Below are 14,145 nucleotides of genomic sequence, written 5' to 3' on the forward strand. Positions count from 1 at the left end.
TTTATCAGGTTTTATCAATCTAGACAATAGTAATAATATAAATAGTGTTATTTTTAAATATTTCTTTAAATTTAATAATCAAAAAAGAGAATTAATCTATTTAACCTACGATTAATTCTCTTTTGATTTAATTAACTTTTTTAACCATATGATTATACATACGGTCTCCTATCGTCATTGTCGAAGTTGTTTTAAAGTCCATGTAATCATACAGACGAGCTGCTCTAGGATTATCTTGATCAACGTTCAAACTGATCTTTTTATATCCCTTCTGCTTAGCAACTTCAGGAGCAAACTTAATTAATTGCTGTCCAATACCTTCTCCCCAATGTTTGGGAGAAACTGCAATAGCATCCAGATACCATTCATGTGGCAATGCTTCTTTATCTGAAAAAATGATTGCATCAAGAGGCAGTCCGACCTTAGGATATGAACTTTTTAATGAAATATCAATTAGTCCTTGATCATCATAACCATACATTACCATTATCCCAACTGGACGATCCATTTCATCTGCTTCTACCCACATTCGATTATGAGAATACCGATAATGAGGTGAATAGAAGCCATGCTTCATCAAATCATAGAATTGACTTTCTGGAAGTGCTTTAATGGTATCCATATCCATTTCATCAAAAATTTGTTTTAAAATTGGAAAAACTAACGGGAAATCAGTTAATTTTGCCTTTCTAATCATTTTACCTACCTACTTAATTAAATTCCATACTTGCGGTGAATTTCTCGATCTTGATCACGTTTTTTAATTGTTTGTCGCTTATCGTATTGCTTCTTCCCCTGACCAACGCCTATTAATACTTTGGCAAAACCATGCTTCAAATAAACTTTCAAAGGAATAATTGTCATTCCTTGTTGAGCTTGAATTCCAGCTAGACGAGCAATTTCTCTTTTATGAAGCAATAAGCGCCGTGATCTCAAAGGATCATGATTGTAGCGATTACCTTCTTTATATTCACTAATATGAACATTTTCTAAAAAAGCAGATCCATTAATTATTTGAACATATCCATCACGTAAATTAATTCTGCGAGCACGAACTGATTTAATCTCGGTACCAGTTAAAGCGATTCCTGCTTCAAGAGTATCTTTAATAAAATAGTCATGATTTGCCTTTTTATTCTGAGCAATCAAGTTATCTGCTTTTTGTTTCATCGTTTTCTTCCTAATTACTTTTTATTAGTTTTAACAGTTGTATTCTGACGATGGCGAATCTTAAAATTATGACCATTATTTACATGGAAAGATTTATTATTCTTACCATTATTATTTCTATGTCCCTTATTAAAGCTACGCTTACCGCGACTATAACCTCTTTGCGGACGTTTTTTGGCATTTGGATCATAAATTTCAAAGTCTAATTGATGTTGCTCAACATCTGCATTGATTAACTTAACCTTAATTGGCATTCCAATCTTAAATTGCTTGTGAGAATTGCGACCTGTTAAAGTCAATGACTTTTCATCAAAGTTGTAATAATCATCGTTTAAGTTAGAAATATGAATCAAACCTTCAACAGTATTTGGCAATTGAATAAACATCCCAAAACTTGTTACTGATGAAACAATAGCATCAAAAGTTTGACCAACTTTATCAGCCATGAATTCCGTCATCTTCAAATCATTTACACCACGTTCAGTATCAATTGACTTTCTTTCTTGTGTTGAAGTTTGTTCAGCAACATCAGGAAGCTGTGACTTGAAATGCTTTTGGACATCCTTATCCATCTTTTTATCAGCATATTCATGAATCATTCGGTGGACCATTAAGTCAGAATAACGACGAATTGGAGAAGTAAAGTGAGTGTAGTATTTAGCTGCCAAACCGAAGTGACCAAGTGGTTCTGGAGAATAATGTGCTTGTTTCAAACTACGAAGCATCATCATTTGCACAACTGCTTCTTCAGGTGTACCTTCAGTCTTAGCTACCACCTTCTGTAAATCTTTTGGTTTTACATCATTTGGATCAGCTTTTACATTTAAGCCAAATGCACTTACAAATTCAAAGAATGATTGCATCTTTTCTTGATCTGGAGTTTCGTGAACACGGTAAAGAAAAGGAACATGCTTCTTGTAATAATCTTCAGCAACTGTTTCATTCGCCATTAACATAAGCGATTCAATCATTTTTTCAGCAGTACCACGTTCATGAAGAACAATATCAGTTGGCTTACCTTTATCATCAACAATAATCTTAGCTTCTGGTTCTTCGAAATCAATTGCACCGCGTTGATGCCGTTGCTTATATAAAATACTGTGTAAGTCAGCCATATCATGAAGCATTGGAGCAACGTCTTTATATTTTTGTTCTAGTTTTTCATGATTATTTGGATCAAGAACTTTATTAACGTTGTTATATGTTAAACGACCATGTGATTTCATAACTGATGGATATATTCTATAACCAACACGCTTACCTTCTGGTGTAATCTCCATATCACATGAAAGAACCAAACGTTCAACGCCTTCATTAAGCGAACAAATACCATTTGATAATCTGAATGGAAGCATTGGAATAACACGATCAACTAAGTAAGTACTATTACCACGAGCAAAAGCTTCCTTATCTAAAGGACTTCCTTCTTTTACATAATGGGACACATCAGCAATATGTACACCTAGGTGATAATTACCATTAGGAAGCTTCCAAACTACTACAGCATCATCAAAGTCTTTCGAATCGTCCCCATCAATTGTTACAGCAGGTTGATCAGTAATATCAACACGTTTTGCTTTTTCTTCCTCTGTTACATGATCTGGAATATTATTTGCCTGATCCATAGCATCTTCAGGCCAATCAGTTCGAATATCATTGTCAACTACAATTGACATGATATCAACACCAGGATCATTCTTATTACCAATAGTTAAAAGAGCTACACCTTGCATTTCATCAGGTTGATCTTCGTTAGGATATTTGGTAATAGAAATTTTTACCATATCACCCATTTGTGGCTTAACACCGTTATCGGTGATATTAATCTTATATTTCTTTAACTTACGATTTTCACTAACAACATAACCGTAAAAGCCACTTGATTTTACTACTTCATCAGCATACGGATGAAATTCACCAACTAAAGTTTCAACTCCACGTTCAGTAATTTCCTCAATTTTACCCTCGGGTCCTCTGCCATTCCATGGATTTGCACCTGCGATGATCTTTACTTTAACATGGTCTCCATCAATTGCAAACTTGGTATTGTGCTTATCAATGAAAGCATCTTCCATACTTTCATCATCAAATTTAACAAAACCAAATCCTTTATCATTTGCTTTAAATGTACCTTCAGCAACAGTATTCAATTGATTCAACTGATATTTTCCTTGACCATCAGTTACAATTTTTTTACTGTGCTCTAAAAAAGTTAAAGCTTTAACTAAATCTGGAAAATTTAGTCTTTGATTACGGCTGAGATCATTTTCAAGTTGATCTACATCGTATTGCTCTTGAGGATTATGTCTGAATGTCTCATAAACATCAGCTAAAACTCGTTCATTTTGTGTCATTATCTAATTTGCCTCAATTTCTTTATAAGATAAGTTAAGCTAAAAGAAATTAAAAAGCCCTCCTATGACCGGAAGGCTTTTTTTACTTGGATGAAAGTATTGCCAAGATCAAAGCAAGAGCGAAAAAGAGAACCAACAATACAGCGGTAATTCTTTCCATTAATGCTTCAAATCCACGCTTTTTTGTCTGGCCACTAAATACTGCACCGCCGGACAATGCGTTTAAGGCATCTTGTTGCTTTTGCGGCTGCATCAATGTAGCAATAATAATTAAAAAGCTCACAATGATGAGTAGCGTCATGACGATATTATACAAAGCGCTGCCTCCATTACCTAAATTTCTTACTGTACTGATTTTACCATATTTAACTAACGAATGCTAAAAGAAAAAGGGAGCCACCTTAAGCGACACCCATTTTTCTTTCACTTTAAATATTAATTAAAATTGTTTGTGTAAATTATAGAAACTGTGAATTCCCTTGTATTGAGCAGTTGAACCCAAAGCTTCTTCAATTCTCATTAATTGGTTGTATTTAGCAATTCTGTCAGTTCTTGACATTGAACCAGTCTTAATTTGACCAGCATTAGTTGCAACAACTAAATCAGCAATTGTAGTATCTTCAGTTTCACCAGAACGGTGAGAAACAACAGCAGTGTAACCTGCTTCCTTAGCCATTTCAATAGCTTCAAAAGTTTCAGTTAAAGTACCAATTTGGTTAAGTTTAATTAAGATTGAGTTGGCAACACCCATCTTAATACCTTTTTCAAGGTAACTAGTGTTAGTAACAAATAAATCATCACCAACAATTTGTACCTTATCGCCTAAACGTTCAGTAAAGGTCTTCCAACCTTCCCAATCGTTTTCGTCCAAAGGATCTTCAACGGAAATAACTGGGTACTTATCAACTAAATCTTCAATTAATGAAGTCCATTCTTCAGCAGTGTATTCACGACCATCAGCAACAGTTACATACTTCTTAGTATCCTTGTTGTAGAATTCAGAAGCAGCACAGTCAAAGGCAATAGCAATGTCTTGACCTGGTTTGTAGCCAGCACGTTGAATAGCTTCTACTAAAATTTCAAATGGTTCTTCGTTGTTCTTCAAGTTAGGTGCAAAACCACCTTCATCACCTACGGCAGTTGATTCACCACGTTCTTGCAATAAGCCCTTCAAAGTATGGAAAGTTTCTGCACCCATACGAACAGCTTCATGAAGTGATTTAGCACCAACTGGCATAATCATGAATTCTTGAATATCAACGTTGTTATCTGCATGCTTACCACCATTGATAACATTCATCATTGGAGTTGGTAAAACATGAGCATTTGGACCACCTAAGTATTCGTATAAAGGCAAGCCTAATTCATCAGCTGCAGCGCGAGCACTTGCTAATGAAACAGATAATATTGCATTAGCACCTAAACGACCTTTATTTGGAGTACCATCTAAATCGATCATAGTTTGATCGATTAAACGTTGATCAGTAACATCTAAACCGATAACAGCTTTAGCAATTTCGCCGTTAACATTTTCAACAGCAGTTAAAACGCCTTGACCACCAAAGCGAGACTTGTCACCATCACGTAATTCTACGGCTTCATGTTCACCAGTAGAAGCACCAGATGGAACAATAGCACGACCAAAGCCGCCTAATTCAGTATAAACTTCTGCTTCAACAGTTGGATTACCACGAGAGTCAAGAACTTCACGTGCGTGAATATCAGTAATAACAGACATGGAGATTCTCCTTTTTCTAATTCCGTTTAAATAAATTGTTAATTAATCTTGGTAGTTTACTAATGCTAAGAATGATTCTGGATCAAGTGAAGCACCGCCAACTAAACCACCATCAATATCAGGTTTAGACATTAATTCTTTAACGTTAGCTGGTTTTACTGAACCACCGTATTGAATACGAACGTTTTCAGCAGTTTCTTCGTTGTACAAGTCTTTTACAGTTTCACGAATAGTCTTGCACATTTCTTCAGCTTGATCAGCAGAAGCAGTCTTACCAGTACCAATAGCCCAAATTGGTTCATAAGCAATAACAAGCTTAGAAACTTGTTCTGCAGTCAAACCATCTAAAGCAGCTTTGATTTGAGCAACTACCCATTCTTCTTGCTTATTAGCTTCACGAGTTTCAAGAGATTCACCACAGCAAATAATTGGAGTTACGCCATTAGCAAATAAAGCTTTAGCTTTTTTGTTAATGTCTTCATCAGTTTCGTGGAAGTAGCCACGACGTTCTGAGTGACCAATAATACAGTAGTCAATACCCATTTCGTTTAAAACTTTTGGTGAAGTTTCACCAGTAAATGCACCTTCAACTTCAAAGTATGCATTTTCTGCACCAGTATGTAAGTTTGAGCCTTCAGCAGTTTTCTTTAAAACATAAAGATCAACTGCAGGTACAGCAATAACTGATTCAACTTTACTTGGATCTGGTAACTTACCCTTAACTGCATTTACAAATTCAACAGTTTGTTCTGGATTCATATGTAATTTCCAGTTACCAGCAATAATTGGTGTACGCATTTAAAAATTCCTCCTAATTTTACTTGTCAGAAACACAAGCGATTCCTGGTAATTCTTTACCTTCAAGGTAGTTAAGTGAAGCACCACCACCAGTAGAAATGTGGCTGATCTTAGGAGCAATTCCCAATTGCTTAGCAGCAGCAGTTGAGTCACCACCACCGATAATAGTTACAGCATCCTTCAAGTCAGCTAATGCACGACCAACTTCCAAAGTACCTTCTGCGTAGTTTGGCATTTCGAATGCACCCATAGGTCCATTCCATACAACAGTCTTAGCATCCTTTAAGATGTCTCTAAATTTTTCAACAGTCTTAGGACCAATATCAAGACCCATTTCATTGTCAGGAATATCATCACCAACAACTTCGTGAGGAGCATCGTTTGAGAATTCAGTTGCTGCAACATTATCTACAGGCAATACAATCTTATCGCCAGCTTTTGCTAATAATTCTTTTGCGAGTTCAACTTTATCAGCTTCAAATAATGATTTACCAATCTTGTGGCCTTGTGCAGCTAAGAATGTGTAAGCCATACCACCACCAATTAAAATGTGATCTGACTTAGGAATTAAGTTTTCAATAACACCAATCTTATCTGATACTTTTGCACCACCAAGGATAGTTACAAATGGATGAACTGGGTTTTCAACAGCATCACCTAAGAACTTGATTTCCTTTTCAAGTAAGAAACCAGCTGCTGCAGGTTTACCAGCTTTCTTCATAGCAGTTGCAATACCAACATTTGAAGCGTGACTTCTGTGAGCAGTACCAAATGCGTCGTTTACAAATACATCGCCAAGACTTGCCCAGTATTCGCCAAGTTTTGGATCGTTCTTAGATTCACGTTTACCAAAGTCATTGTCAATATCTTGGAATCTAGTGTTTTCAAGAACAATAACGTCGCCATCTTTCATTTTATCGATGGTTTCTTCAACTTCTTTACCTTCATTTTCTGGTACAAAAGTTACAGGCTTCTTTAATAACTCACTTAAGCGTTCTGCTACTGGACGTAATGATAATTCCTTCTTGTCAGCATCTGACTTTACACGGCCCAAGTGGCTCAGCAAGATTGCTTTACCACCATGTTCAATAATGTACTTAATAGTTGGCAAAGCAGCAACGATACGGTTGTCATCACCAATAACACCATTTTTAATTGGAACATTGAAGTCAACACGAACTAAAACTTTTTTACCTTTAAGATCAAGGTCTGAAACGATTAATTTAGCCATTTAAATTAATTTACCTCCGATAGATTATTTGAAAAAAGGCGGAGGAAGTAATTCCCTCCGCCTTCTCTCGTCTGCTTACTAAAATCAATAATTAATTAATGATTAAAGAGTAGCAAATTTCAATAAAGTACGAACCATTTGGCAAGTGAATGAGTATTCGTTGTCGTACCAAGCAACAGTCTTAACTAATTGCTTGTCACCTGCAGTAGTTACCATGGTTTGAGTTGGGTCAAAGATTGAACCAGCAGTCATACCTAAAACGTCGCTAGAAACGATGTTGTGGTCGTTGTATGCAAATGAAGGACTTTCGTACTTCTTAACTGCTTCGTTAACTTCGTCAGCAGTTACATCCTTGCTTAAGATTGAAACTAATTCAGTTACAGAACCATCTGGAACTGGAACACGTTGTGCGTGACCGTTCAACTTACCGTTCAATTCTGGAACAACAAGACCAATAGCCTTAGCAGCACCAGTTGAGTGAGGAATAATGTTGATAGCTGCAGCACGAGCAGAACGTAAGTTACCACCACGTACAGGACCATCCAAAAGCATTTGAGTTGAAGTGTAAGCGTGGATAGTAGTCATAGTACCAACTTCAATGCCGAATTCCTTTTGTAAAGCATTAACCATTGGTGCTAATGAGTTAGTAGTACATGAACCAGCTGAAACAATCTTGTCGTCAGCAGTCAAAGTATCATCGTTTACGCCGTAAACAATGGTCTTCAAGTCTGAACCAGCAGGTGCAGAAATTAATACACGCTTTGCACCAGCCTTAAGGTGAGCTTCTGACTTAGCTTTGCTAGTGTAGAAACCAGTACATTCAAGAACGAAGTCAACGCCATCATTCTTAACCCAAGGAATGTTTTGTGCTTGTGGTTCAGCGTAAACACGGTACTTCTTACCGTCAACTACGATTGAGTCATCAGTTGCTGAAACTTCGTGGTTGAAAGTACCATGAGTTGAGTCGTACTTAAGTAAGTGAGCTAAAAGTGCTGGAGTAGTCAAGTCGTTGATTGCAACAACTTCAATATCTGAAGACTTTTCGCCTAAATCCATAATACGACGGAATGCTAAACGACCAATACGGCCGAAACCGTTAATACCAATTTTAACTGTCATATCCTATATTCCTCCTTAGGAAATATGTAAGTAACAATTTATTTTAAACGGGAATTACTTCCCCTTTAAAACCAAGTTTGAGGCTCCTTCATCCGTGATCAACCACGTCTGTTTGGGAGCATGATGCATGTAAGCCACAATTGCTGCAGCCTTGCTGGCACCAGCAGCAATTGCGAATACATGAGGTATTTTATCTAAATCTTCTAGTTGAAGACCAATACGTGGGATACGTTTAACAAGTCTACCTTGTTGGTCGAAGAAATACCCGAAACATTCGGCCACAGCTCCATCATTTCGAAGCTTAGAATTAGTCATAACATCTAAGCCACGTCTCTTTGACATGACATCTGCTCTACCAATTCCATGTATCACCATATCACTATTATAAATGTTTGAAATCGCATTCGCAATATCTGTGTCTTGAAGTAATAAAGTCAAGGCTTCAGATGATACATTTTCTGGTAGATATAGGCCTTTATGCCTACCCCCCGTTTCAGATGCCATCATCTGAGCTACAGTATTGCTTTGAATTTCAACACTTTCTCCAACTGCTCCCCTTCCAGGAACAAACAACAAATCGCGATAGCGACTTAATTTAGGAGAAAGATGACGAGCTACTCCAGCAACGGTAGTACCACCCAATACGGTAATAATACTTTTTCCTAGCGGTAAAAGAAGATCCAGAGCAGAATTAAGTTGTTCACCCATCAAATCAACTACACGCTCTTGCCGATCCATATCACCAGGAACAATAATTGCTCGATCAATACCCAATTTCTGTGCCAATTCAATTTCAGTTTGGCTTGCATTGAATAAACGATCAATTAATGGAGCAGCTTCTTTTAAAGTTCTCTTTCCTTTATCAGTTAATTCCATCCCATAGCTCTGAATATTGATCAGACCTAATTGTCGCAAATAATCAGTTTCAGTTCGCACATTGCGCTCGCTTAATCCTAATTTTTTAGCAACAACTCGTCGCCCAACTGGAGCTAACAGCGAAATCTGTTCAAGAACAAGAAAACGTTGCCGAATTATTTTTAAAACATCAGGAACTAAGCTTTGCAACAAGGTTAAATCCGAGTCCATTGCTCGCTCCCTCTATTGGGTCAAAATTGATACCGCCATATGACGGTCAGCGACCCAAAAAGCTTAAAAATATTAGAGAGACGCGAATTGATTAACTTCAGATTCACATTTCTCTCTCGACATTTTTTAGTATAGCAATATCTTTTTTTAAATTCAAGATATATCCTTCAGAATAATTAATTTGTACTTTCTTCTTTTTTTGATATACTTATTTTAGTTTGTCGTGCCCTTAGTGTAATGGATCGCACGTAAGATTCCGGTTCTTAAAATCTGAGTTCGACTCTCAGGGGGCGCATAGTACGAGACAGTCAGTCAATCTGGCTGTCTTTTTTTGTATTTTGTCACTTTATTTAGAAAAAATCTATCATCTGTAAGCATTTTCGTTATAATTAAATTTGGTGTTAATTATGTACATAGACAGAAAGGTTATTTTATGATCGAAGAAGAAAAAAAGTCTAATGCCAAAAAAATGCTCTGGCCAACGCTAGCGATGATGGCATTTTCAACTGTCTGGGGCTTCGGTAACGTTGTTAACGGTTATGTTTACTTTGACGGTACCAAAGTTATATTCAGCTGGATATTAATGTTCCTGTTATATTTTGTTCCCTATGCATTAATGGTTGGAGAACTAGGTGCAACTTTTAAAAATGCTAATGGTGGTGTTTCCTCATGGGTTAATGCTACTATGGGTGCAAAGTGGGCCTATTACGCTGGGTGGACATATTGGGCATGCCACGTAGTATATATTTCAAGTAAAGGTACTGGTGGCTTAAGAGCCATGGCTTGGGGAATCTTCGGCAACACTAAATGGTATGATGGTCTTCCAACTGCTTGGACTCAATTTGCCACTTTAGTGGTCTTCCTCTTTTTCTGCTGGGTTACTACTAAAGGTATCCCAGTACTTAAAAGTTTAGCCACTATCGCTGGATCATCAATGTTCATCATGTCAATTTTATTTATTATTATGATGTTTGCTGCACCAGCAATTAACCCCCATGCTGGTTATTACTCAATCAATTTTAATTGGAAGAGTTTAATGCCCACATTCAACCTTAAATATTTAACATCTCTTTCAATTTTAGTTTTTGCTGTCGGTGGATGTGAAAAGATATCTCCTTATGTAAACAAAGTTAAAAATCCAACCAAAAACTTTCCTAAAGCAATGATGGCTTTAGCAATTATGGTCATGGTTTCTGCAATTTTAGGAACTTTTGCTATGGCTTTAATGTTTGATCCTAAAGTTGTTAACAACAATCTAAACGAATATATTTCAAATGGTGCTTACATGGCCTTTCAACGTTTAGGCGAGTATTACCATGTTGGTGGTTTATTTATGTATATTTATTCATGGTGTAACGTTATTGGCCAATTCTCTACTTTAGTTATTAGTATTGATGCTCCTTTAAGAATGCTACTAGGTAGTAAAGAAGCTAAAAACTTCATTCCTAAGAAGCTTCTTAAGATAAATAAACATGGTGCCTACATTAACGGTATCTGGATGGTTGTAATTCTTTCAGGTGGTTTAATTGCAGCACAAGCTTTATTACCTGATGCACAGGCAGTTATGGCTCAATTAGTTAAATTAAATTCAACTACAATGCCAATGCGTTACTTATGGGTATTCGCAGCATATATTGCACTTAGAAAGCAACAAAAGAAGTTTGATACTTCTTACCAAATGACAAAGAATCAAGGATTAGCTTATACAGCTGGGATATGGTGTTTTATTGTTACAGCAGCATGTTGTATTTTAGGAATCTACTCACCAGATCCATTTACCCTATTTCTTAACATCATTACTCCAATTATCTTGATTGTTTTAGGCTTAATTTTGCCAGCAATCAAAAAAAGAGAAGATGGAACTAACCCATTAATGAAGTAACTTTAAATGAACGATATGCTTGCTATATCGTTCATTTTTTCTACATAAAATTAAGTTTGATTAGTTGACATGATTAAAAGTAAATGATTTAATTAGCACTGTACTTATTAGAGTGCTAATTTTGTTTAGGAGGTAAAATTAATGCTCGTACCTACAGTTATTGAACAAACTGCACGTGGTGAACGTGCTTACGACATTTACTCAAGATTATTAAAAGATAGGATTATTATGCTTAGCGGTGAAATTAACGACCAAATGGCCAACTCAATCATCGCTCAACTTTTATTCTTAGATGCACAAGACAATACTAAAGATATTTCTCTATACATTAACTCTCCAGGCGGTGTTATTACTTCTGGTCTCGCAATTATGGATACAATGAACTTTATTAAGTCAGATGTATCTACAATTGCAATTGGTATGGCTGCTTCAATGGCTTCAATTCTTTTGACTAGCGGAACTAAAGGTAAACGTTTTGCATTACCAAATTCAACAGTTCTTATTCACCAGCCTTTAGGTGGTGCACAAGGTCAACAAACAGACATTCAAATTGCAGCTAATGAAATCTTGAAGAGTCGTAAGAAGCTTAACCAAATATTACATGAAACTACTGGTCAACCTCTTGATAAGATCCTTAAAGATACTGAACGCGATAATTACTTATCTGCAGAAGAAGCTAAAGACTATGGTCTAATTGATGAAATTTTGGTTAACCAAAAGAAAGACTAGTTTAATTTAACAAAAAATAGAGCTCACGATAGATGTGAGCTCTATTTTTTTGACTAATTTTCTTCTTTTAACTGTTGCGCCATTTCACGAATTTTTTGAAAACGGTGGTTAACTCCTGACTTTGAAATTGGGCCATCTGGAACCTGAGCTGCAACTTCTTTGAGTGAAAGTTCAGGATGCATTAATCTAAAGTGTGCTAGGATTGCCAATTTTTCTGGCAAATTTTCTAACCCCACTTTTTCTTCAATTAATTGAATATCCTCAACCTGCTTAGCTGCTGCATTCGCGGTTTTCTTCAAATTTGCTGTATCGCAATTTACTAACCGATTCACCGAATTACGCATATCCCGCATAATTCTTAAGTCTTCAAATGCTAACATTGCATTGACGGCACCTACAATATGTAGAAAATCACCAATTTTTTCAGCTTCTTTTAAATATACAATATATCCATTACGTCTTTTTGTAGCTTTTGCATTTAAATAAAAGAAACTATTCATTAATTCCAGTAAATCATTATTATGATTTTCATAAAGAGAATAGATCTCTAAATGATATCGACTCGTTTCAGGATTATTCACACTTCCAGCTGCTAAAAAAGCTCCTCTTAAGTATGACATTGCCCTTTGTTCCGATGTCATAATCTTCTCAGGAATTCCGGTAATCAAGCCATTATCACTGTCAAATATCTCTAGATCACTTAAAATTTCATGAACTTGTTTTTGAAGCCTAACTAAATATTGATAATTTTTCTTTAACTTCATTTTCTTAGAAACAATTAGCAGCGGCTCGATTCCATAGGCTGTTTTAATTAAAGAAAATATTCTTCTAGCAATGGCTGGATTTTCAGTTGTGATATCTAGACTAAATTGATGGTCATGAAGACTAAGTACTCCGTTCATTCGCAAAAAAGCTGCTAATTCTGCCTTAGCATGTTCTGGATGAACTGGCAGACTAGTAAGTTCTTTTTTTACATCACTTGCGTATGAAACCATTAACTAATCCTGTTCCCTTTTTCTTCGGCAATATGCTTCAAAAGCCAAATTTAAAATTTCATCGGCTACTTTTTTACCATCATGAAAAACTAATCCACTATGCTGATCAATAAAGTCAGCCGTAATTACGCGGCAATCCTGAGCCCGTAACCCAGCAAAATCATTTCTTACCGGTTCAAGATAAGCATCATAATCTGCCGGATTAAACTTACTCATATCAATTTTAGCTCCGTTAACTAAGGCAGTATTAATATAATGACCACCTAAATGATCATTAATAACTTGAACGTGTTCCGCTGCTGTGAAATGATCTGTTTCACCTTGCTGCGTCATGATATTACAGATATAAATAACTTCAGCCTTAGTTTGTCTCACAGCATCACCTAAATTAGAAATCATCAAATTAGGTAAAATTGAGGTAAACAAACTACCTGGTCCTAAAACCACTGCGTCTGCTTGCATAATTGCAGCTAAAACAGGTAAAACTGCCTTTGGCTCATCGTCAGAATCAGTATCAGTTACCCATACCCGTTTAATGCGCTTATCCTTTGAAGTAATTTCTGTTTCACCAGCTTCAGTTGTCCCATCAATAAATTCTGCATTTAAAGTTAAGGGTTCGTTTGAAGCAGGGAAAATTCGCCCATCAATTCGCATCATTCTTGATAACGATTGAACAGCATCAAAAATATTCCCTTGCATTTCATCTAAAGCGGCAATAATTAAATTTCCAATTGCATGACCTGCAAAAAATGAGTCAGATGAATTAAAACGGTATTGAAAAATATCTTTTTCTTCCTGTGGTAAGTCGGATAAAGAAACTAGCACATTTCTAATATCGCCTGGCGGCACCACATTAATATAATCTCTAATTGCACCTGATGATCCACCATCGTCTGCCACAGTTACAATAGCTGTTATATCGGCATTTTGTTCCTTTAAAGCATTCAAAATAACAGGTAACCCTGTCCCACCACCAATAACAACAATTTTAGGGCGACGTCCGCGAATGACACGTACAATTTTATTTTCTCCGTACGCCATCT

General features: G+C 36.2%; 13 protein-coding genes. 2 read left to right on the plus strand and 11 right to left on the minus strand.

Features of this window, described 5'->3' with window-relative positions; translation table 11 throughout:
• Positions 1–127: 127 nt before the first annotated feature.
• The 9 genes from F3I00_RS06840 to F3I00_RS06880 all read right to left on the minus strand — a co-directional run bounded on the left by F3I00_RS06840 (position 128) and on the right by F3I00_RS06880 (position 9,496).
• Positions 128–697: a GNAT family N-acetyltransferase gene (locus tag F3I00_RS06840; protein WP_020806684.1), complete on the minus strand. Its 570-nt coding sequence runs from the start codon at positions 695–697 to the stop codon at positions 128–130.
• Between the two features lie 17 nt (positions 698–714).
• Positions 715–1,170 carry an SsrA-binding protein SmpB gene (smpB, locus tag F3I00_RS06845; RefSeq protein WP_003648457.1) on the minus strand — a complete coding sequence of 152 codons (456 nt, stop codon included), beginning with the start codon at positions 1,168–1,170 and terminating at the stop codon, positions 715–717.
• A gap of 14 nt (positions 1,171–1,184) precedes the next feature.
• A complete protein-coding gene (gene rnr / locus F3I00_RS06850; RefSeq protein ID WP_020806685.1) occupies positions 1,185–3,524 on the minus strand; it encodes a ribonuclease R in 2,340 nt (779 codons plus the stop codon).
• Positions 3,525–3,606: 82 nt separating this feature from the next.
• Positions 3,607–3,840 (minus strand): preprotein translocase subunit SecG, encoded by a 234-nt coding sequence (gene secG, locus F3I00_RS06855; RefSeq protein ID WP_003647016.1) that lies wholly within the window; start codon positions 3,838–3,840, stop codon positions 3,607–3,609.
• Between the two features lie 123 nt (positions 3,841–3,963).
• Complete coding sequence (gene eno / locus F3I00_RS06860) at positions 3,964–5,262, minus strand: phosphopyruvate hydratase (protein ID WP_003647015.1); 1,299 nt, start codon at positions 5,260–5,262, stop codon at positions 3,964–3,966.
• Positions 5,263–5,304: 42 nt separating this feature from the next.
• Complete coding sequence (tpiA, locus tag F3I00_RS06865) at positions 5,305–6,060, minus strand: triose-phosphate isomerase (RefSeq protein ID WP_159311037.1); 756 nt, start codon at positions 6,058–6,060, stop codon at positions 5,305–5,307.
• A gap of 19 nt (positions 6,061–6,079) precedes the next feature.
• Positions 6,080–7,291 carry a phosphoglycerate kinase gene (gene pgk, locus F3I00_RS06870; protein WP_003647013.1) on the minus strand — a complete coding sequence of 404 codons (1,212 nt, stop codon included), beginning with the start codon at positions 7,289–7,291 and terminating at the stop codon, positions 6,080–6,082.
• 102 nt (positions 7,292–7,393) lie between these two features.
• Positions 7,394–8,410, minus strand: coding sequence for a type I glyceraldehyde-3-phosphate dehydrogenase (gene gap, locus F3I00_RS06875; RefSeq protein WP_003647012.1), 1,017 nt, complete (start codon positions 8,408–8,410; stop codon positions 7,394–7,396).
• 54 nt (positions 8,411–8,464) lie between these two features.
• Entirely contained in the window at positions 8,465–9,496 is a 1,032-nt protein-coding gene (locus F3I00_RS06880; RefSeq protein ID WP_020806687.1) for a sugar-binding transcriptional regulator, read from the minus strand.
• Positions 9,497–9,929: 433 nt separating this feature from the next.
• Between F3I00_RS06880 and F3I00_RS06885 the strand changes: the two genes are divergently transcribed.
• Complete coding sequence (locus tag F3I00_RS06885; RefSeq protein ID WP_020806688.1) at positions 9,930–11,378, plus strand: APC family permease; 1,449 nt, start codon at positions 9,930–9,932, stop codon at positions 11,376–11,378.
• A 141-nt stretch (positions 11,379–11,519) separates the two neighbouring features.
• Positions 11,520–12,107, plus strand: a complete 588-nt coding sequence (gene clpP / locus F3I00_RS06890) for an ATP-dependent Clp endopeptidase proteolytic subunit ClpP (RefSeq protein ID WP_003647009.1) — start codon at positions 11,520–11,522, stop codon at positions 12,105–12,107.
• Between the two features lie 53 nt (positions 12,108–12,160).
• On the opposite strand, the gene whiA is transcribed toward clpP, so the two are convergent.
• Together whiA and yvcK are read right to left on the minus strand one after the other, a co-directional pair.
• Complete coding sequence (gene whiA / locus F3I00_RS06895; RefSeq protein ID WP_003648451.1) at positions 12,161–13,102, minus strand: DNA-binding protein WhiA; 942 nt, start codon at positions 13,100–13,102, stop codon at positions 12,161–12,163.
• A 3-nt stretch (positions 13,103–13,105) separates the two neighbouring features.
• Positions 13,106–14,143: a gluconeogenesis factor YvcK family protein gene (gene yvcK, locus F3I00_RS06900; protein WP_020806689.1), complete on the minus strand. Its 1,038-nt coding sequence runs from the start codon at positions 14,141–14,143 to the stop codon at positions 13,106–13,108.
• Positions 14,144–14,145: the final 2 nt, after the last annotated feature.

It is taken from the genome of Lactobacillus sp. JM1 (genome assembly GCF_009834385.1).
In the GTDB taxonomy this organism is placed as follows: Bacteria; Bacillota; Bacilli; order Lactobacillales; family Lactobacillaceae; genus Lactobacillus; species Lactobacillus paragasseri.